The organism is Streptomyces sp. ISL-96, from assembly GCF_018614035.1.
Lineage (GTDB): Bacteria > Actinomycetota > Actinomycetes > Streptomycetales > Streptomycetaceae > Streptomyces.
In genome coordinates this window covers 128,263-147,773 of record NZ_JAGGPA010000020.1, presented here as the reverse complement: position 1 = coordinate 147,773, position 19,511 = coordinate 128,263, and the positions used below count along the sequence as shown (strand labels likewise).

The window sequence follows — 19,511 nt, the reverse complement described above, 5'->3', positions numbered from 1 at the left end:
GACGCGATGATCGGGTACCCGCACCTACGTGCCAAGATCCGCGCGGCAGGCACGCTGCCGCGCGTCACCCAGGAGGAGGCGCAGATGAGCACGGTGAAGGAGACGGTAGAGGTCGAGGTCCCCGTCCGCACCGCCTACAACCAGTGGACGCAGTTCGAGGAGTTCCCGAACTTCATGGAGGGGGTTGAGGAGGTCAGGCAGATCGACGACCGTCACAACCACTGGACCACGAAGATCGGGGGAGTGAAGCGCGAGTTCGACACCGAGATCGTCGACCAGCTCCCCGACGAGCGGATCACCTGGCGGACCACCAGTGGCGATACGCGGCAGAAGGGCATGGTCAGGTTCCAGCGCGTCGACGACACGCATACACGGGTGGAGCTCGTGATGGACGTCGAAGCGAGTGGAGCGGCGGAGAAGACCGCGGATATGACTGGCATGATCGACCGGCGCATCAAGGGTGACATGCGGCGCTTCAAGGAGTTCATCGAGCACCAGGGCGGCGAGTCCGGGGGCTGGCGCGGCCGCATCAAGCCCGGCTGACGGCCGTACGGAGACAGCGGCCCTGGCGCGTGGCGCCAGGGCCGTCGCCGTACAACAAACTGAGCGCGGGCTTGTCAACTTTGCTGCCGCGAGCTGTATAGGTGTTGTCGCCATGTGCATCCCGTATACGGGAAAGGAGTGACCGATGATGCTCATGCGTACCGATCCCTTCCGCGAGCTCGACCGCCTCACCCAGCAGCTGGTCGGCACCGCCGCGAGGCCGACGGCCATGCCGATGGACGCCTACCGGGACGGTGACACCTTCGTTGTCGAGGTGGACCTGCCCGGTGTGGACCCGGAGTCGATCGACCTCGACGTCGAGCGGAACGTGCTGACCGTGAAGGCCGAGCGCAGCTCCCACGCGGGCGAGGACGCGGAAGTCCTGATCGCGGAACGCCCGACGGGATCCTTCAGCCGCCAGATGTTCCTGGGTGAGACCCTCGATACCGAGCGCATCGACGCGTCGTACGACGCCGGTGTGCTGCGCCTGACCATTCCGGTCGCGGAGCAGGCCAAGCCGCGCAAGATCTCCATCACGGGCGGAAGCGCCCCCAAGCAGATCAGCGGCTGACCGAGAAGGGGCGGGACCGGGGCCCGCGGTCCAGGTCCCGCCCCTCTCGCGTCCGGTTCCGTCCGCGCGGCACCGGGCGCGATGCGCACAGCACAGCACGACTTACGTACCACGAGTTACGTACGAGGAAAGGCCGGCGGCATGGTGATGAAGTGGGATGCGTTCCTGGCCGCCGTCCAGGAGCGTGGCCAGTATTCCTCACGGCAGGAAGCCGAGCGGGCGACCCGCGTGGTGATCGCACTCCTGGGTGCGCACGTCGTGGGCAGCGAGCGGGCCGAACTCGCCGCGCGGCTGCCGGAGACGTGCGCGCTCCTGCTGCTCAACCCGCTCCCGGCCGCCGAGCCCCTTACGGCGCAGCGGTTCGTGCGGGCGACAGCGGCCTGGATCGAAGGCGCCACGGAGGAGACCGCGAAGTGGGACGTCAGCGCCGTCCTCAGCGTGGTGGCCGATGCCACCGACGACGAATTGATGCGCCGTGTCCTGCTTCAGCTGCCCCCGGGTTATGACCTCCTTTTCGGGCGTCCCCAGCCATAAGGTGCTGGCGCCCCGGAGAGGGGGCATGCTGAATTCGGACACCACTCGGACACCAACTGGATACTGTCCCGACACCGTCAGGACACCATTCCAACTCCGTGAGGATTAGTAAAAACAGCAGAGAGGCAGGTAGCCACAGTGATGCGGTGGAACGAACTCGTACAGCAGGTCCGCGCCTCAGGGCAGTACGCCACCGACGCCGAGGCGGAGCGCGTCCTGCGCACCGTACTGACTGTGCTGGGCACACAAACCAATGGCGACGAACGTCGCGAACTGGTGCGCCTGCTGCCTGTGGAGGCGGCCGTCATACTCGCCCGTCAGACCCCGGCGGCCCGTTCCCTGACCGCGCCGGAGTTCGTCGACACCGTCGCCGCGAGACTCGGGGGACTGACCGCCCCCGCCGCACGCTGGGGCGTGAGTTCCGTACTCGGCGTCGTGGCCGACTGCGTGGGCGACGACCTCACGCGGCGCATCACCGCGGGCCTGCCCAGGGGCTACGCCCTTCTCTTCGGCCGCGCGGAACTCGCCCCGGCCGCCGCCTGAGCTCTCTTTTCCTTCGGCCGGTGACCGCCAACGGTCACCGGCCGTCGGCGTGTCCGGCCGCGTCCTCGGCACGGCGGCGAGCTTTGCGGGCCGCCGTGCCGGCTTCCCGGGCGCGGTCCCGCGCCGTCACGACCGCTTCGCGGGCAGCCTTCTGCCGCTCCTTGGCCTCCTTCAACTGCTCGGCCAGCGCCGCGACCTCGCCCTCCGCTTCCTCCAGCCGGGCCCCGGCCTGTGCCAGCTCCTCCTCGCGGGCCAGTGCCTCCTGCTCGGCCGCCTTCGCCTCCTGCTCGGCCCGAGCCAGCCTCGCGCGCCGCGCCGCATTTTCCTCCTCTGCCTTCCGCTCGTCGGCAGAGGAGCCGGGAGGAGCCTTCTGCGGCACGGCGTCCGGGGCCGTGGCAGCGGTGAACCCGACCGGTGGGCTGAGCGGTTTGGTGAGCCGGCCCGCGGCCCACTCCTGCGCGGCCCCGGGATCCGCCAGGACGGCGTGCAGCGTGCGTTCCACCTCGTGCTGTACGTCCTCACTGACCGGGTGTCCGGCATCGGCGGCCAGTTGCTTCGCCTGCCGGCCCAACGCGCCGACCAAGTCGTGCTGGCGCCGGCCGAGCTCGCGCAACTGCTCGCCGTCGAGATCACGATGGGCCCGGCGCATGCCTTCGCCGAGGCTGATCAGGGGCTGGACCTGTTCAGGCTGCCGGCGTACGAGCAGATTGCTGGCCCAGGCCGACAGCGTCGGTCGCCGCAGCGCCTGAATCCGCGCTGCCAGCTCACGGTCGCCCGCTGTACGGGCCGCCGCCGCCCGCTCATTCCTGGCTGCGGTGAAGTCGGCCGGGGCCAGCCCGTACAGCTCATCGGTGATGCTTTCCAGGTCCACGATTTCTCCAGTCTGTCCCTCCGGGCGCAATGAGGCTCGCGGCGGTCAGCGATCGGCGTAGCGCGCGCCGGTATACGGGTGACTTTTCGGTCGGCGGAAAGCAGCGTGGGCGGCCGAATGGCACCATCGGCCTGGTTTACGACGCATGACGGCACGAGAAAGGGGTTGACCGTGGCGCGAGAGGATCTGGGAGCTCTGCTGAGAGGGCTGCTGGGGGGAGGCGACGGAGAGGCGAACCTCCTCGGCTCGCTGCTCGGCTCGCTCGGCGGCAGCACGGCGGGGAGCGGTAATCCGCTCGACGGTCTGCTGGCGGCGCTCGGCGAGGGAGGTCTGGGGCATCAGGCCCACTCATGGGTCTCAGCGGGCGCCAACGAACCGATCGACGGCGAACAGCTCGCACAGGCGCTGCCGCCGGACACGCTCCAGGGCGTGGCCCAGCAAGCGGGGCTGCCCACGGATGTGGCCGCCGACCAGCTCGCTCAGGTCCTGCCGCAGGCGGTGGACAAGCTGACACCGGGAGGCCAGCTCCCGCAGGACACGTCACTGGAAGACCTGATCAAGGCCCACACCCCCCACACCCCCTGACTCTGCCCGACGCCGCTTGTCGATGGGACAGAGTCGAACCCTCAGTCGCCGCGGCGGTTCGCCGCGGCGACTACTCGGGAGCAGGCTCCTGGGACTCCTGCTCGTCGCTGTCGTCCCGCTCGCCCTCCGCCTGCGAAGGGGTCGTCTGGTGCAGGTCCTCGTGGATCTCGCCTTCGCGCTCGCCCTCTGCCTGGGAAGGGGCCGGTGACTGCTCGCTCATCGGTGCGGTCCTCACTGCTCGGAGTCTGCCTGGTAGCCGTCGAAGCGCTCGGCCGTTCACACGCCATTTTCGGTGCTCGGCACCCTTTCTGCGATCTGGCGGTGGGGACTCCCAGTGGTCGAACCGAAAACGGTCTACCGGGCCAGGCTCACTCTGTGGGGTCGTTGCGCAGTTCCTCGTTGAGACGCAGGGCTTCTTCGAGCTGGTCTTCCAGGATGACGATGCGGCACGCGGCCTCGATCGGCGTACCACTGTCGACGAGCTCGCGGGCGCGGGCCGCGATGCGCAACTGGTAGCGGGAGTAGCGGCGGTGGCCGCCGTCGGACCGCAAGGGGGTGATGAGCCGGGCTTCGCCGATGGCCCGCAGGAAACCGGGCGTGGCTCCGATCATCTCGGCGGCGCGGCCCATGGTGTAGGCGGGGTAGTCGTCATCGTCGAGTCGGTCGGTGGTGTGCAGGTGGGTTTCTTGCGTCATTTGCACCTCTTCTGGGACGCGTCGAGGGGCCCCGACGCCGTACGGCACCGGGGCCCCGAGGGACTTCCATGTATCGCTGAGTTCCTGGTTACGTGAGGAAGCCTAGCCAGACACGTCCCGCATGTCTATCGTCACCACGACAGATATCCCGGTACGCCGCGCGAGAGGTCAGCCGGCGCCGCCGCCGTCGACGCGCAGCCGTACCTGTTCCTCCAGGCGTTCGAGGCTGTGATCCAGGGCGGCGTTCACGGACTTCTCGCCGGGGTCGTGGTCCTCGTCGAAGAATGAGAGATGCACCGTCACCTCCGTGGCGCCGCTGCCGATGCCGGCCACCTGGAGCCACCCGGTGTAACTGCCTTCTTCCCGGGTGCCCCACTCCAGCCGCATCTGGTCCTTCTGCGCGCGCAGGAGCGCTGAAGTGTCCTCGTCCGTGCGGTCCTCGTGGACGGTGACGGCAGGCAGTTCCTCGGCGTGCACATGCAGTGCTTCCGGCAGCCACTGGTCCAACTGGTCGATATCGGCTGCCAGGTCGAAGACATGCTCGGGCAGTGCGGGCATTGTGCGTGAACGCTCGTATTCGGTCATCACCACACCATTCCTCGGCTCGAAACCGTTCGACGAACGCATGCCCGGCCTGCCGGACGTGAAGCCGTGCCGCCGTACAACCCACCCGTTCGCCGTGCCCATCGAGTGCGTGGGGGCTTCGGACCGAGCGCGATGCGAAGGGCGCGTGCGTGATCCCTTGACGTGCCCGCCGAGCCCTCACATACTGGCGGCCAAATCGATTTGGCCGAATCGATTTGGCCCCCGTCCCGGGCCGGATCACGGTCGAAGCCGGAGCGAGCCGAACGGAGCTCGAAAGTGTCCAGTCCCCGCCCCGCGTCCCTTCCCGCATCCCCTCACCCCGAGGAGATCCACCCCGTGGCGATCCACCCCGTGGACGAATCCCGGCCGATCGGCAGGATTCTGCTCTTCGGCATCCAGCACGTCCTTGTCATGGCCGCGACCCCGATCTCGGCGATCTTCCTGATGAGCGCGACCCTCCGCCTCGATCCCGGTCTGACCGTCAACCTGCTCTCGGCGGCCTTCCTGCTCTCCGGAGTCGGGACCCTGATCCAGTCGCTGGGGCCATGGAAGTTCGGCCCCAAGCTGCCGTTCGTCATGCTGCCCGGCGGCGCCCCACTGATCCTGTTCCTGGCGATCGCCGAACAGCACGACCTCCCCACCGCGACCGGCGCGGTGATCATCACCGCCGCGTTCTACTTCGTCGTGCTGCCTGTCTTCTCCCGGCTGCTCAGGTTCTTCCCCGCCCTGGTCATCGGCACGATGATCGTCATCGTCGGTGTCAACCTGGTGAAGGTCGGCGCGCTGCTCGTCACCGGCCGCCCAGGACAGCCCGGCTTCGCCGACACCACCAACCTGCTGCTCGGCCTGGCGACGATCGCCTTCACCGTCGCCTTCTACTGGCTGTTCACCGGAACGCTGCGGCAACTCGCCGTCATGCTCGGCCTGATCGCCGGTACGGTCCTCGCCTTCGCCCTCGGCGCGGTCGACACCGGCCCGGCGGCCCAGGGCGGCCTCCTCAGCGTGCCGGAGCTACTGCCCTTCGGCTCGCCCCAGTTCAACCTGCTCGCCGCGCTGCCGCTGATGCTCTACAGCCTCGCCTCCATGGCGGAGGCCACCGGACAGACCGTCATCAACGCGGAGGCCGTCGGCAAGGAGATCGACAAGCGCGAGGACGTACCCAAGACCATCCGCGGCGACGCGCTCACGTCCCTCTTCGGCGGTTTCTTCGGCCTGCCGCTGCTGGTGACCAGCGGCGAGAACATCGGCATCGTCCGCGTCACCGGCGTACGCAGCCGGTACGTCACGGCAGCCGCCGGCGTGGTGCTCATCGCCATCGGCTTCCTCGCGCCCATCACCCGCGCGATCAGCATCGTCCCGTCAGCCGTCGTCGGCGGCACCGCCATGGTCGTCTTCGCCGTGATCACGGTGCTCGGCGTACAGATGCTCGGGCGCGCCGACCTCGACCGGCACACCAACACCTTCATCTGCGCCGTCGCCATCGCCCTGGGCCTGCTGCCCATCCTCATCCCTGGTGTGTACGGCGGCTTCGCACCCAGCGTCCGGATCCTGCTCGAAAGCGGCGTCGCCGTCGGGGCCTTCGTCGCCGCCGTACTCAACATCCTGTTCCACCACGTACGGCCGCGGCTCTCGCGCAAGCCGGTCCCTGCCGCCGCCGTCCCGGCCCCGGCCCAGGCCCAGGCCGAGGAGGCCGAGGGAAGCGAGCCCGCCCCCGCCCAGCACTCCTGACCCACCCGTAACAGAAAGAGCCCGATGACCGACCAGCACGACCTGACCCCCGACCGCCTGCGCGCCGACGGCGCCCTCCTCCTGGAACCCGACGTGGTGCTGACGCCCGACGGGCCGATGGACCACTACGCGGCCGTCGTCACGGGCGACACCTTCCTCGCGGTCGGACCGGCCGAACGGCTGGAGCGGACGTACCCGCACCTGACGCCCGTACGGCTGCGCGGACACATCCTGATGCCCGGCTTCGTCGACTCCCACCACCACCTCACCCAGACCTTCGGCGCGGCCCTCGCCTTTGGTGAGCCCTCGGAGATCTTCCGCCGGCTGTGGGTGCCCCTGGAGGGCGCTCTCGACGAGGAGGAGGTGTACGTCGCGGCAAAACTGGCCGCGCTCGAATCGCTGCGCGGCGGATTCACCACCGTCGCCGAAGCCGGCACCCGGGCCCCGGTGGACGTGGAACTGGTGGCCGCGGCCACCCGCGACGTGGGGATCCGCTGCGTACTCGGCCTCGTCTGCAACGACGCCGACAGCGACCCCGACACCTCGACGACCCTGGCCAACGCCGAGAAGCATCTGGTCCGTTACTGCACCGAGGAGCTGATCCACCCGTCCCTCGCCATCTCCGTCCCCGAAGCCGCCACGGCCCGCACCCTGCATGACACCGCCCGGCTGGCCGCGGCGGCGGGAGCCGTCGTCCAGATCCACGTCAACGAGCATCTCGCCGCCGTGGAACGCTCCCTCGTCCAGCACGGGCTGCGGCCGCTGGAGTACCTCCACGAAGTGGGCGCCCTCGGGCCCCAGTTGCTCGCCGCACACGCCACGCTGCTCACCCCGCGCGAACTGACCCTGCTCGCCGACAGCGGAGCCGCGGTGAGCTACAACCCCGTCGCCAGCGCCTGGAAGGGCAACGCGGTGGCCCCGGCGACCACCATGGCCGAGCGCGGGATCCGGTTCGGACTCGGTACGGACGGCACTCGTGGTGACGCGTTCCGCCTCACCGAGGCGGCCGAGTTCGCGCAGCGGCTGGCCTACGGCCTGGCCACCGGGGACTCCTCCTGCGGCGCGGGCTGGACCTGGCTGGAGCACGCGGGCCGGGGAGGCGCCGACGCCGTCGGGCTGGGCGCCCGTACCGGCCGGATAGCCGAGGGAGCCGCCGCCGACTTCCTGCTCGTCGATGTGAGCGGTCCTGAGATGCGGCTGTCCTGGGACCTGCCGTGGGAGCTCGTACGACGCGGCAACCGCGACCAGATCACCGCCGTCTTCGTCGCCGGCCGGCTGCGTCTGTGGCGCGGCTGGCCGCTCGACTGGGACGGCCCGGCGCTGGTGCGGCGGGCCGCCGACATGAGCCGGGACGTGCTGCTGCGGGCTCCGGTGACCCGCGTCCACCCCACGTCCACCGGCGCTCGGCACGCTCATGCGGAGCGGAGCACGGCACAGTGAGTACGGAGACGATGGCGATCCTCGCGGTGACGGTGGCCATCGCGGCGTTCGTCCAGGGAAGCAGCGGTCTGGGCTTCGCCCTGATCGTCGCGCCCGTGGCGGGACTGCTCGATCCCGGACTCGTCCCGGTGTTCGTACTCGCGTCGATGATCCCGCTCAACCTGTACGTCGCGTGGCGCGAACGGGACTCCCTCGACCTGCGCGGGGCGGGCTGGATCACCGCGGCGCGGCTGGCCGCCACACCGGGCGGGCTCATGCTGCTGTGGGTCATCCCGGACCGCAGCCTCGGCCTGTTCGTCGGAGGGGCGACCGTGCTGGCGGCGGTGGTGAGCCTGGCCGCTCCGGCGTTCACACCCGGCCGCCGGGCGTACGTCGCCGCCGGGGCCGTCACCGGACTCACCGAGACCGCGACCGGAGTCGGCGGCCCGCCTCTCGCGCTGGTCTACCAGCACCGGCCGCCGGCGGAGCTGCGCTCCACGGTGGCGGTGTGCTTCCTCGTGGGCGAAGTGGCCTCGCTGGCACTGCTGTTCGCGACGGGGCAGGGGAACCCGGACGAACTGGGTTCGGTGGTGCTGCTGTTGCCCGCGCTCGCGGCGGGGGCATGGCTGAGCCGCCTGGTGCACCACCGTTTCGACGCCCGCAGGATGCGCCTGTTCGTGCTGGTCTTCGCCCTCGTCTCCGGGGCGGTGCTCATGCTGTCGCCGTGACGCGCAGCGACGAGGCCCGGGGGATCACGCGCGGCTCGTACGCCGTCGCGACCGGCGTGCCCTGGGGCCCCGCGCTGTCCGCGAGGTCCACCGCGGCGCCCAGGCGGCCGAGCAGCAGCTCCACCGCGTCGGCGGCGGCCCGGTCCAGGTGCAGGTCGACGGCGGTCAGCGGGGGTTCACAGGTCCGGGCCCGCAGACCGTCGTACCGGGTGACGACCATGACGTCGTCCGGGATCCTGCGCCCGCTGTCCCGGATCGCCCGTACGGCACCCACCGCGAAGGCGTCCACGAGCGCGCACACCGCGTCGGTCTGCGGGTGGTCGGCCAACAGGGCGGCGCAGCGGTCGTACCCGGCCTGCTCGCCGCCCTCCTCGGGGGCCGTCGCGACGACCGGCGCCCACCCGTGCTCGGCGGCGGCGCGCTCGAACGCGGCGCGGGCGTCGACCGCGGAATGTCGGGCACCGGCGCCGATGATCAGCGCCGGACGCCGTGCTCCCTGCTCCCGCAGGTGCGCCAGCAACAGCTCGACGACGAGGCCGCCGCGCAGATCGACGTACGGCGCGTCGTCCTCGGGCGACACGGGCCGGCCGAGCGCGACGTACGGCAAGTGGCGCTCCCGCAGCTGCGCCACGGCCATGTCGTGCTCGTCGGGTTCCACGACGATGGCGCCGTCGATGTCCAGGGAGTACAGCGCCGAACCCGACTGCACGGGCGGCACCAGGACGAGCGCGTAGTCGTGTACGAGCGCGCGCTCGGCGGCAGCGGCGGCGACCTCCATGTAGAAGCCGAGCCGGGACGGCCCACCGGCCACCGCGAACGGCATCGACGACGCGAGCGCGATGGCCTTCGCCTGCCCTCGCCGCAGCCGCTGCGCCCGCAGATTCGGCCGGTAACCCAGCTCGGCGGCCACCTTCTTGATGCGCTCGCGCGTCCGGGGGTCGACCTTGCCGAGCCCGTTCAGGGCGTGCGAGACGGTCGTCCGCGACACCGAGGCGGCCTTGGCGACATCGGCGATCGTCGGCGGCCGGGCACCGGCACCGGAACCGGAAGTGGGCATCTGCGCGGACGCTCCTCGCTCGCTCTGACGGGTGAGTGACCTGGGCAGCCACATCTTCGACAGCCACATCTTCGCCGACCGGCCGCCCTCCGCACACGTGTACGCCGGATTGTCAGCGGTGGGTGGCGCGATGATCTTCACGAGCGATACGTACGACAACCTGCCGTACCTCTGCGGCCTCGTTGCTCCGTTGGGCGGCAAACGGGCGGGCGGCGGCGTGGGCTTCCGCCGGGAGGAACCGCCGCCCGTCACGATGCCGAGCGGTGGACAGGTTCCGCCTCGGATCCCGGCGGTGAACAGGAGACCTTGTGACGGCTGCACCAGGTGTCGCCATCCCGCACGAACCCGTACCGGGCGGAGGCGGTCCGGGGCCGGGGAGCGGGAAGGGGGTCCGAGGTCTCCTCAGGTCGGGGACGACCGTCTGGACGGCGGGGCTCTGCCTGCTGCCTCTGGGGCTGCTCGCGGCAGCCGCATGGCTGGGCCGCCACGTCCGGCCCACCGCCGACGAGTGGTGTTTCCTGCCCAAGGTGCGTGAGCTCGGCGTCTGGGGGATGGTCGAGAAGTTCTACGCCACCGACAACGGCCGGGTCGGCAATGGCCTGCTCGTCGGGATGTACGCGAAATTCCCGGTCGCCGGCCACCAATGGTTCGCCGTGGTCACCGGCGCCCTCATGCTGGCTGTCCTGTGGGCCCTGACCGTCCAGCTGCTGCGCAGGGCCGGCCAGTCAGTGCCCCGGGGAGTCCCGCTGCTGGTGGCGTCCGTGATCACCGTGGTCTTCCTCTTCGCCACTCCCAACACGTACAAGACGTTCTACTGGCCCGCCGCCTCCGTCTCGCACACCCTGGCTCCCGTGCTGGCCTGCGCGGCGGCCCTGCCGCTCCTGAGCGCGCGCGGTCGGCGGGGGAGGATCACCGCCCTGGTCGTCGTGCTCCTGGCCGGCGTCTTCATGGGCACGCTCTCCGAGGAAGCCTCGGTCGTCTGCGTCGTGGTGCTCGCGGGCGTCGTAGTGCTCGGCCGCTGGATCTTCACGGAGCGGGCCCTGGCCGTCGCCCGCTGCTGGGCACTCGTCGGCATCGCCGGCATCGGCATCGGCATGTTCGTGCTGATGACGTCCCCGGGAGGGCGCAAGCGGCGCGAGCGGTTCGGCCTCGAAACCACCTCCATGCTCGCCCCGGAGTCGCTGATCGCGTCGCTGCGCGGGTACGTACACATCCTGGAAACCGTCTTCACGACCTGGCAGTACGTGGGAGCGGTCGCGGCCGGAGTGCTGCTGGGCCTGCTGGCGCGCGGCCGGGCAGGTGCCTCGCCGGTCCTGCTGCCGTGCCGGCCGCTGCTGTGGACATCCTTCGGCGCGCTGGCCTTCCTCGTCTCGGGCTACCTGTGCACGGTCATCACCTATCCCGTCTTCGGCGCACGCGTGATGACCGCCCAGCGGACCTGGAACGACTACCTGCTGCTGTACGTCCTGTTCCTCGTCGGCGCCGGCGCCTTCCTGGGGCGTGCGCTGCGCCTGCGTGAGCGGCGGACGGGTGTGGTGGCGAAGGCGGTCGCCGCGGCGGTCTGCGCCGCGGCCGTCCTGGGGCTGGCCGTCCCGCTCCACCACCTGGGCCACGACATGCGCGTACGGGCGTACAAGTGGGACCGTCAGGACCAGTACCTGCGCGCGCAGGCGGCGAAGGGCGCGAAGACCGCCCCCTACACGCCGCTGTCGGTCGCCGGGACGCTGGAGCCGTTCGGCGGTCAGGGGCGCAACGTCTGGCCGGCCGGATGCGTCGCCGACTACTACCGCCTCGACAAGGTCACTTACTCGAATCGGCTTCCGTGACCTGTTGCTCGGGCCCCTGCGGCCGCGGCTGCGCCGGCGCTTGCGTTCCGGAGGCCCGGGTGGCAGCCGCGCCGGAGGTGATCGCCCACCGGGCGAGCAGGAACGACAGTGGTGTGACGAGGACACCGGCGGCGAGCGCGGAGATGTTCTCCGGCATGCCGAGTCTGCTCACAGCGACGTACAGCAGGATCCCGCTGCCCACGACGTTGGCCACGGCCGACAGGGGGTACCGGACGAAGGCACGCCAGGTCGGCTTAGTGCGCAGGGTGACATACGAGTTGAGCAGGAACGATCCGACGATGCTCACCGCCCAGCCCACACCATGGGCGACCAGATACGGCAGCCAGATGTTCAGCGAGGCGTACACCACGTAGTAGACCGCCGTGTTGACGACGCCGATCGCGGCGAAGGCGGCGAACTGGCGCAGGCCCCGGGCTTTCATACCTCCGGCCGCGCCTGTCCGGCGGGTTCGAGCGAGAGGCCCGAGTCGAGCACCGCGGCCGACTCGTTTGTTTCGCGGACCACATAATGCGGTCGGCGCTTCGACTCGTCGTAGATCCGCCCCACGTACTCCCCGATGATCCCGAGGGTGGCGAGCTGGATTCCGCTGAGCGCGACCACGGCGGTGATCAGAGTCGCGTAACCGGGGGTTTCGACCCCGTCCAGGACGACGTTCGCGATGATCCACAGGGCGTAGACGAGAGCGGACAGAAAGAGCCAGAGGCCGGTGTGGATCGCCAGGCGCAGCGGGCGGCTGTTGAAGGAGATGAGCCCGTCGATGCCGTAGTTCAGCAGATGGCGGCCGCTCCACTTGGACTTCCCGGCGGCCCGCTGGACGTTCTCGTACGTGAAACTGACGGAGTCGAAACCGATCCAGGAGAAGAGTCCCTTGGAGAAACGGTTGCTCTCCGGGAGGGACAGGAGGGAATCGACGGCACGGCGTGACAGCAGACGGAAATCGCCCGCCCCGTTCATGATCTCGACGTTCATGCAGCGGCGTACGAGGTGGTAGTAGGCGCGGCAGAGCGCCCTCCGCAGAGCCCCTTCGTTCGTACGGTCGCGCTGGGCGATGACCTGGTCGTACCCATGCTGGTGCAGCTCCAGCATGCGGGGGATGAACTCGGGAGGGTGCTGGAGATCGGCGTCCATGAGGACCACCGCGGCGCCCCGGGACATGCGCATGCCCGCCAGCATGGCGGATTCCTTGCCGAAGTTCCGGCTGAAGGACGTGTAGCGCACCCTTGGATCCGCTCCGGCGAGGTCCTTGAGGATCGCTATGGTGTCGTCGCTGCTGCCGTCGTCGACGTAGCAGATCTCGAAGGTCGCCCCTATCGGCTCCAGAGTGGTGATCAGAGCGTCATGGAACGTCTCGATCACCTCGCTCTCGTTGTAGCACGGCACGACGATCGAAATCTGGACCATGGTCATTTCACCCCATGCACACTGTTCCCGGTACATGCGCTGCCGCCTCCAGTGGAACGCGGGGACGGGCCGTGGGCCGTTCCAGGCACTCCAGACGGGTGACGTCAGCCGCGATGACAGCGTGCGGGCTGTGGGGTGAAAAAGGACTGGGCAGGCTCAGCTGCCCAGTTCCGCGACCGTCGTGTTCAGCGTGCTCGCAAGGGCGGTGATGTCCTGGTCGGACGGCGTCCGGGTACCGATGCGCCGACCGAGTTCCCTGGCCGAGACCACCTCGATGGCTCCCCGGTAGTCGCCCCTGTCCAGCTCGGTCGCGGGGATCACCTCGGCCCGGCCCTGGACGACCACCAGCGTCGGCTCGTCCGCGCGCGGGCGCAGGAGGTCCCGGACATGTTCCTCAGTGATCACGGCGCTCGCCTTTCCCGCTTTTCCGAGGTTACTTGTGGCGCTTGCGGCGGGCGGGGGTGTGGGTGACGTCGCCCTTGGCGGAGCGCTGCGCGCCGCGCTCTTCGCCGGACGATTCCACGCCTTCCAGGCTTTCGCCGCCGGCTGTTCCGCCCTTGGTCTGGTAGCCCTCGCGGGCGCTCGCCGTTCCGGGTACGACCCGTTCCTGCGCCTGGCGCTCCGCGCCGGAGTGGGCGCCCGGGCCCTTTTCCGTGCGCGGCCGGGGCTCACGGTCCGGATCGCGTGAATCCTTCTCACTCATTGCGCACACCTCGTTCCTGGGTGTTGACCCTTGATGCCTGCGGGTCGTCGCTGATTAGGAGGTACCCCTGTGGCGGGAGTGATAACTGTCAGGCCGGGGTGAGGCCGGGTCTGCCCGCTTCGGTGACGAACGAGGCTGCCGTGGTGAGCGTCCCGCCGGGCTTGGTGACCCCTGAGACCGTTTTGAAGTCCACCCGTGCCCGGTCTGTTCCCAACGTGATGACGGTGTATCCACGGCGGCCGTTGTAGTACTTCAGGTGCGGGTTCGCCTGGGTGAGGTCGTCCCAGTTGGCGGGCTTGTCGGCGCCGTCCCGGCCGCTGGCGACCGACGTCGTGGAGATCTCGGTGCCGATGGTGCGCGAGGCCGGGTCCTGGAAGTCCTTCTTCAGGTCGAAGCCATAACCGACGTGGGCGTCACCGTCCAGCACCATCAGATTCTTGATGCCCGCCGCTTCGGCTCCGTCGAGGATCCGCTGTCGAGAGGCGGGATAGCCGTCCCAGGCGTCCATCGAGAGCTTGAAGTCGGCGGTCGGCTTGTCGCGTCGCTGCGCGAAGGTGACCTGCTGCGGTACGACGTTCCACGTGGCGCTCGAATCCTTCCATCCGTCGAGCAGCCAGCGCTCCTGCGTCTCGCCGGTGATGGTGCGTGACGGGGCCTCGGCTTCCGGGCGGGCCTTCTGCCAGCCGTCCCCGTGGGCCTGTTCCGAGCGGTACTGACGGGTGTCGAGGATGTCGAACTGGGCGAGCTGCCCGAATTGCAGGCGCCGGTAGAGCCGCATGTCGGGGCCCTTGGGCTGCTGAGGGGCGCGCAGGGGCTGGTTCTCCCAGTACGCGCGGTACGCGCCGGCGCGCCGGAGAAGGAACTCCTCGGGCGGCACGCTGTTCTCGGGGGTGTCGCCCGCGTAGTTGTTCTCGGTCTCATGGTCGTCCCACGTGACGGCGAACGGATGCGCGGCATGTGCGGCGATGAGATCCGGGTCGGACTTGTACAGCGCGTACCGCAGCCGGTAGTCCGCGAGCGTCATGGCCTCGCGGTTGAAGTGGGCGGGCAGCACGCGGTCGGTGTATGCGCGGGAGCCGCCGGCGCTGTCGACGGCGTACTCGTAGAGATAGTCACCGAGGTGGAAGACCACGTCCAGGTCCTCACCGGCGAGGTGCTTGTACGGGGTGAAGTAGCCGTGGTGGTACGCCTGGCAGGCCACGGCCGCCAGCTTCAGCCGGGAGGTCGCCGTGCCGGGCGCGGGAGCGGTGCGGGTACGCCCGGTCGGGCTCTCCCACGTCCCGGTGCGGAAACGGTAGTAGTACGGGCGCCCCGGATCGAGCCCGGTGACTTCGACATGCAGGGTGTGGTCGAACTCGGGATGCGCCGTGGCGGTACCGCCTCTGACGATGCGCAGGAACGTCTCGTCGTGGGCGAGTTCCCACGTGACCACCACACGCTTGTCGGGCAGACCGCTGTCGGGTTCGAGCGGGCGGGGAGCGAGCCGGGTCCAGAGCAGCACGCTCTCGGGCAGCGGGTCCCCCGAGGCGACGCCCAGCGTGAACGGATTCTCCGCGATCTTCCTGGCATCCAGCTCGGGCACGCTCGCCGCGCGGGCGGCCGGCAGGTCGGTGGCGAAGGCGAGTGCGGCGGCGGCCGCGGTGAGCGTGAGGAAATGACGGCGTCCCAGGCGTCGGACAGCGGCGCGCAGATCGGGCTGATGACTATTCATATGCCGCGTGGTATGCCCGTTTTGTGCTTACCTTGATCGCCGCATTCGAGTGGTACCGGTGAGGGCGGCCCGGATACGGGCCGCCCTCGGTGTCTGTGGTCGCCTGTCAGGCTCCGTTGGTCGCCTCGGGTTCCTTCTGGCGGCGCAGGAGAGCCGAACCGGCCAGGACAGCGCCGACCGCGGCACAGGACACCGCTGCGGCCTCCGCCCACGCGAAGGACTCACCCGGACTGCTCTCCAGCAGGTTCACCGTGCCGACGCTCGCCACCGCGTGCAGGGCGACGATGCCGATGGCGGTCGCCGCGCTCGCGGCCCAGATGCGCATGGTGTCGCGTACGGCCAGCCACACGCCGAGCACCAGGCAGAGGATGGTGACGGCGATGGCCAGCGCGTCCGCGTAGCCACCGGAGCGCAGATGCGCGAGGTCCGTCGGCAGGTGGATGACGCCGCAGGTGAAGAGAAGGACGGCCGCGGGCCACCGGAGTACGGAACGAAGGGCCGGCGAGGCGGTGTCGGCGCCCGGTGCGGCGGCGAGCGTGCCGCCGACGGACGGGACGACGCCACGGGGGCCCATGGTGGGCAACGCGGGACGGCCGCTCGTCCGCTCGTCGGCTGCGGCGGCCTTCTTGTCGGCGGTGCGGTCGCCCGGTGTCCTGTCACCGTCGAGCGTTGCCCGTTTCTTGCGGGCGGGGGCCGCATCGCTTGCCGGGGAGCGGTGGTCGCTCTCCTCGTGGCCGAGGATGTTCACCAGCTGTGCCACGTCCTCGATCGGCCTGCCCAGGGCCGCGGCGCGCAGCGTCGTGTCGGCTTCGTCGACCTCGTGCGGGTGCTCGGTGAGCATGGCGACCAGCTGCCGGACCTCGTCCAGTGGGCGGGCCACGGCTGCCGCGCGCAGCGCCTCGTCACCGGGGCTGGGCACTTCCCCGGTCCGCTTGAGCAGGCTCACCAGCGCGGCGACTTCCTCCAGCGGCCGGCAAGTGGCTGCCGTCCACAGCAGCATGCGTATGGGCTCCTCGCTCGAGTCCCGGTCCGGGTCTTCTCGCGGACCGGCATCCGCGGCGGCCTCGTTCGCGGCGGCCACCTTCGCGGCGGCCACCTTCGTGGCAGCCTCGCGCGCGGCAGCCACCTGCGCGGCGGCTTCGTTCGCGGCGGCCACTCTCGCGTTGGCCTCGTTCGCCGTGGCCTCGTTCGCGGCGGCCGCGTAGGCGTCGACCACGTACGCGGGGGCCGCGTCGTCGGGGGGCCTTGAGCGGTCGTCGTTGTTGGGCGTAGGGGGCATTGTCGGGTCGGTTGTCATGGCGCGGCTCCGTTCGCCGTACTGCCGGTGGCACACACCGTTTCGGTTGTCGTGCGCCACCTGGACGCACGCTTTGGTCTATCAAAGGGGCATTTACGTCTATTGCGCCATCCGGGCATGGCAGAAGAGGGTTTTTGACGCTCAGGTTCTTGACGCTCAGGTTCTTGACGCTCAGGTCGCGGATGTGTCCTGGTCCTCCGTTTTGACCCTGGGCAGGAGCAGCACTCCCCAGGTGACCATCACGGCGCCGATGCCCTCCGGGACCAGCCACCACCCGGTGCGTACCTGATCTCCGTACACCAGCATTCCGAGCGCCACGCTGACCAGGGCTTCCCCCAGCGTGAGGGCGGGCTGGGAGGCCACCAGGGGCCCGGATTCCATGGCGTTGGCCAGGAGGAAGAGGGAGCACGCCCCAGCCGCCACGAAGCCGTAGGTCTGCCAGCAGGCCAAGAAGGCCCCGGCGCCGTGCTGGTCGAATGTGGTGGTGGAGAACTTCATCAAAGTGGCCGTCAGGGCGTAGCCGATCGCGGAAGCCGAGCTGAACAGAGCCGCACGTGCCATCCCGCGCGGCCGTGGCAGGGCGGCCAGCACACAGAGCGTCATGGCGCCGCCCGTCGTCAGCAGCGTCAGTACCCACACGCCCGGCGCGACAACGCCGTGGCGTTCGTACGGAGATGCCGCGGCCAGCGCCAGACCGAGGCCGACGGCGATCATCGCTGCCGCCGTCCAGCCGGCCGCGGGCAGCCGTCGCCGGGAGATCATGGAGGCGATCAGCAGGGTGAAGGGAAGTTCGCTCACCAGGATGGGCTGGACGAGCGACATCGAGCCCAGGGTCAGGGCCAGCGCCTGGCACGCGGCGGCGACGACAATGACGGCGATCCCGCCGAGCCACGCCGCGCTGTGAACCAAGTGCGGAATAAGCCGGAAACTGAAGGCATCGCCCGGGGGCACGCGTCGCGCGGCGATCCTCTGCAGCACCGTGCCGGTCGCGTTCCCCAGTGCTGCGAGCACGGCGAACAGCACGGAGAGTACGGATGCCACGCGGCGGTTCCTCCGCTTCCTCCCGTTCTCCGGGTGCTATCGCAGCCTGGCCGCCGGCACCAAGCCGGCCGCCGCGTCCCGCTGCCATGGCCGACGCCCGACGGATGCGAGGAGTTCACGGGCGAGGAGGGTGAACCACAGTCCTACCAGGAGCAGATGAGCCCGCTGCGGGACACCGTGCCAGCCGGGGTGGCCGATCAGCGGGCCGATGGTGATCACGGCGGACACCAGCGCGCCGGCAAGCAGTCGTGGGCCCCAGCGGCGGATCACCGGTGCACGGGCCGGTTCGGATGCGGCTGCCAGGCAGAACAGCACCATGCAGGCGAAGAGGGAGAAGTGGACCAGCCCGCTCGTGACCGTGTGCCAGGGATGCACGGCTTGGCACGTCGGTTCCAGGGAGGGTGCGCATCCCATGGGCAGCAGGACGTCGGCCAGGGACGACGCCCCGAATCCGAACAGCGCCCACCAGCCCGTACGAGCCGCCGGGCCGCGCCCCGGATCGCGCGCCAGGAGCGCGCCGGCCATGACGAGTACGGCGCATGCGATCTCCATCCGGCCGAACAGCACCCTGAAGGGCTGGTCGGCTGCGAAGAGCTCGCTCACGTAGGAGTGCCGGTAATCGAGTCCGGTCGGCAGCAACAGCTCCAGAAGCCAGCCGTTGTACAGCAGCGCCGCCCCGGTCAGCATGACGGCCGCCAGTCTCTGGCGTCCGCCGGCCGGCCGGTAGAGCCGCGCAGGGTGTCCGGACACTCCGAGCGGCGCGTTGCGGGTCAGTTGCATGGTGACGCTCCGAACCGGGCGGTCTTGGCGACACGCGCCGGCGGGGCGCTCGGATCAGTGAACGTGGCCGCGGTGCCACCACGCGGAAGAGGCATGGTCATCGCCGCTGGTTTAGCGGTCCGCGCGCGCCCAGTCCAGCACCGGGTGCCTTGTCTCACCCGTGTGGAGGGGGGATCCGCCTGCCGCGTCGCCACCCGACCGGCCCGCAAAGCATGACGTGGGCAGGTCACAATTGACGGGGCTACGGTCCCAACTACCTGACAGCGAGGTACACATGACAGTCAGAAACACACGCTTACGCGTTACGCGGCCTCTTGGCGCCGCCGCCACCGTGCTCGTCGCCACGGTCGCGCTCTACATGGCACTGGTCGCCTTCGGCAACATCACCGACTTCGGCACAAACCAGGAATTCGTACGGCACGTCCTGGCGATGGACACCACCTTCAAGGACGAGGACCTCATGTGGCGGTCCATCGATTCGCCCATGGTGCAGAACATCGCGTACATCGCCATCATCGGTTGGGAAACCGTGGCGGCGCTCGTACTCATCGCTGCGACCGTCCAGTGGGCGCTCGCCCTGCGCAGTGGTGAGTTCGGCCGGGCGCGGCGCGTAGCAACCCTTGGGCTGCTCATGGTGCTACTGCTCTTCGGCGCGGGCTTCATCGCCGTCGGAGGCGAGTGGTTCGCCATGTGGCAGTCCGACGCCTGGAACGGCCTGGACGCTGCCACCAGGAATTTCCTCGTCGCAGGCCTGACTCTGGTGGTCGTCCATCTGCCGGCCGGCGCCGACCCGCGGCGCCCCGGCGATTGAGGCAGGCGGCTCCGCGTGGTGCTTCGCGGGCGCGTGAGGGCGGGACGCAGTCGTCCCGCCC

At 69.9% G+C, this 19,511-nt stretch carries 23 protein-coding genes; 10 read left to right on the top strand and 13 right to left on the bottom strand.

From position 1 onward, the window contains the following. Positions 1-84: 84 nt before the first annotated feature. From J7E96_RS13840 to J7E96_RS13825, 4 genes are all read left to right on the top strand, one after another. Complete coding sequence (locus tag J7E96_RS13840) at positions 85-543, top strand: SRPBCC family protein (protein ID WP_215131362.1); 459 nt, start codon at positions 85-87, stop codon at positions 541-543. Between the two features lie 145 nt (positions 544-688). Next, positions 689-1,114 (top strand): Hsp20/alpha crystallin family protein, encoded by a 426-nt coding sequence (locus J7E96_RS13835; RefSeq protein WP_285439451.1) that lies wholly within the window; start codon positions 689-691, stop codon positions 1,112-1,114. Positions 1,115-1,255: 141 nt separating this feature from the next. Next, positions 1,256-1,648 (top strand): DUF2267 domain-containing protein, encoded by a 393-nt coding sequence (locus J7E96_RS13830; protein WP_214967933.1) that lies wholly within the window; start codon positions 1,256-1,258, stop codon positions 1,646-1,648. A gap of 141 nt (positions 1,649-1,789) precedes the next feature. After that, on the top strand, positions 1,790-2,191 hold the full coding sequence (locus J7E96_RS13825) for a DUF2267 domain-containing protein (protein WP_215130997.1): 402 nt from the start codon (positions 1,790-1,792) through the stop codon (positions 2,189-2,191). Positions 2,192-2,225: 34 nt separating this feature from the next. Here the strand turns inward: J7E96_RS13825 and J7E96_RS13820 are convergent, their stop codons facing one another. Then, on the bottom strand, positions 2,226-3,062 hold the full coding sequence (locus J7E96_RS13820) for a hypothetical protein (RefSeq protein ID WP_215130995.1): 837 nt from the start codon (positions 3,060-3,062) through the stop codon (positions 2,226-2,228). Between the two features lie 171 nt (positions 3,063-3,233). On the opposite strand from J7E96_RS13820, the gene J7E96_RS13815 reads away from it, so the two are divergent. Then, positions 3,234-3,647: a YidB family protein gene (locus J7E96_RS13815; protein ID WP_215130993.1), complete on the top strand. Its 414-nt coding sequence runs from the start codon at positions 3,234-3,236 to the stop codon at positions 3,645-3,647. A gap of 70 nt (positions 3,648-3,717) precedes the next feature. Here J7E96_RS13815 and J7E96_RS13810 read toward each other — a convergent pair whose 3' ends face one another. From J7E96_RS13810 to J7E96_RS13800, 3 genes are all read right to left on the bottom strand, one after another. Further along, the gene (locus J7E96_RS13810) at positions 3,718-3,867 is read right to left on the bottom strand and encodes a hypothetical protein (RefSeq protein ID WP_215130990.1); all 150 of its coding nucleotides are present in this window, start codon (positions 3,865-3,867) and stop codon (positions 3,718-3,720) included. A 148-nt stretch (positions 3,868-4,015) separates the two neighbouring features. Continuing rightward, positions 4,016-4,342, bottom strand: coding sequence for a MerR family transcriptional regulator (locus J7E96_RS13805; RefSeq protein ID WP_215130988.1), 327 nt, complete (start codon positions 4,340-4,342; stop codon positions 4,016-4,018). Positions 4,343-4,510: 168 nt separating this feature from the next. Further along, on the bottom strand, positions 4,511-4,927 hold the full coding sequence (locus J7E96_RS13800) for an SRPBCC family protein (RefSeq protein WP_215130986.1): 417 nt from the start codon (positions 4,925-4,927) through the stop codon (positions 4,511-4,513). Positions 4,928-5,263: 336 nt separating this feature from the next. On the opposite strand from J7E96_RS13800, the gene J7E96_RS13795 reads away from it, so the two are divergent. From J7E96_RS13795 to J7E96_RS13785, 3 genes are read left to right on the top strand one after another with little or no spacing between them, the layout of a single operon-like run. Continuing rightward, complete coding sequence (locus tag J7E96_RS13795; protein ID WP_308295940.1) at positions 5,264-6,655, top strand: uracil-xanthine permease family protein; 1,392 nt, start codon at positions 5,264-5,266, stop codon at positions 6,653-6,655. A gap of 24 nt (positions 6,656-6,679) precedes the next feature. Beyond that, positions 6,680-8,095, top strand: a complete 1,416-nt coding sequence (locus J7E96_RS13790) for an amidohydrolase family protein (RefSeq protein ID WP_215130984.1) — start codon at positions 6,680-6,682, stop codon at positions 8,093-8,095. Next, the gene (locus J7E96_RS13785) at positions 8,092-8,802 is read left to right on the top strand and encodes a sulfite exporter TauE/SafE family protein (protein ID WP_215130981.1); all 711 of its coding nucleotides are present in this window, start codon (positions 8,092-8,094) and stop codon (positions 8,800-8,802) included. The genes J7E96_RS13790 and J7E96_RS13785 overlap by 4 nt, the downstream gene beginning before the upstream one ends. On the opposite strand, the gene J7E96_RS13780 is transcribed toward J7E96_RS13785, so the two are convergent. After that, a complete protein-coding gene (locus J7E96_RS13780) occupies positions 8,786-9,859 on the bottom strand; it encodes a LacI family DNA-binding transcriptional regulator (protein ID WP_215131356.1) in 1,074 nt (357 codons plus the stop codon). The genes J7E96_RS13785 and J7E96_RS13780 overlap by 17 nt on opposite strands. Positions 9,860-10,167: 308 nt before the next feature. On the opposite strand from J7E96_RS13780, the gene J7E96_RS13775 reads away from it, so the two are divergent. After that, complete coding sequence (locus J7E96_RS13775; protein ID WP_308295939.1) at positions 10,168-11,685, top strand: DUF6056 family protein; 1,518 nt, start codon at positions 10,168-10,170, stop codon at positions 11,683-11,685. On the opposite strand, the gene J7E96_RS13770 is transcribed toward J7E96_RS13775, so the two are convergent. From J7E96_RS13770 to J7E96_RS13735, 8 genes are all read right to left on the bottom strand, one after another. Continuing rightward, positions 11,660-12,127 (bottom strand): GtrA family protein, encoded by a 468-nt coding sequence (locus J7E96_RS13770; protein WP_215130979.1) that lies wholly within the window; start codon positions 12,125-12,127, stop codon positions 11,660-11,662. The genes J7E96_RS13775 and J7E96_RS13770 overlap by 26 nt on opposite strands. Then, a complete protein-coding gene (locus J7E96_RS13765) occupies positions 12,124-13,107 on the bottom strand; it encodes a glycosyltransferase family 2 protein (protein WP_215130977.1) in 984 nt (327 codons plus the stop codon). The genes J7E96_RS13770 and J7E96_RS13765 overlap by 4 nt, the downstream gene beginning before the upstream one ends. A 156-nt stretch (positions 13,108-13,263) precedes the next feature. Continuing rightward, positions 13,264-13,512 carry a hypothetical protein gene (locus J7E96_RS13760; protein WP_215130975.1) on the bottom strand — a complete coding sequence of 83 codons (249 nt, stop codon included), beginning with the start codon at positions 13,510-13,512 and terminating at the stop codon, positions 13,264-13,266. Positions 13,513-13,540: 28 nt separating this feature from the next. Continuing rightward, positions 13,541-13,810 (bottom strand): hypothetical protein, encoded by a 270-nt coding sequence (locus tag J7E96_RS13755; protein WP_215130973.1) that lies wholly within the window; start codon positions 13,808-13,810, stop codon positions 13,541-13,543. 88 nt (positions 13,811-13,898) lie between these two features. Next, a complete protein-coding gene (locus J7E96_RS13750) occupies positions 13,899-15,521 on the bottom strand; it encodes an alkaline phosphatase (RefSeq protein ID WP_215130971.1) in 1,623 nt (540 codons plus the stop codon). 106 nt (positions 15,522-15,627) lie between these two features. Continuing rightward, positions 15,628-16,818 carry a hypothetical protein gene (locus tag J7E96_RS13745; RefSeq protein WP_251069850.1) on the bottom strand — a complete coding sequence of 397 codons (1,191 nt, stop codon included), beginning with the start codon at positions 16,816-16,818 and terminating at the stop codon, positions 15,628-15,630. A gap of 171 nt (positions 16,819-16,989) precedes the next feature. Next, positions 16,990-17,859, bottom strand: coding sequence for a DMT family transporter (locus tag J7E96_RS13740; protein WP_215130969.1), 870 nt, complete (start codon positions 17,857-17,859; stop codon positions 16,990-16,992). Between the two features lie 36 nt (positions 17,860-17,895). Further along, complete coding sequence (locus J7E96_RS13735; protein WP_215130967.1) at positions 17,896-18,639, bottom strand: DUF998 domain-containing protein; 744 nt, start codon at positions 18,637-18,639, stop codon at positions 17,896-17,898. A 274-nt stretch (positions 18,640-18,913) separates the two neighbouring features. Here J7E96_RS13735 and J7E96_RS13730 point away from each other — a divergent pair, with 274 nt between their 5' ends. Continuing rightward, positions 18,914-19,450: a DUF2165 domain-containing protein gene (locus J7E96_RS13730; RefSeq protein ID WP_215130965.1), complete on the top strand. Its 537-nt coding sequence runs from the start codon at positions 18,914-18,916 to the stop codon at positions 19,448-19,450. The last annotated feature ends 61 nt before the right edge of the window (positions 19,451-19,511 follow it).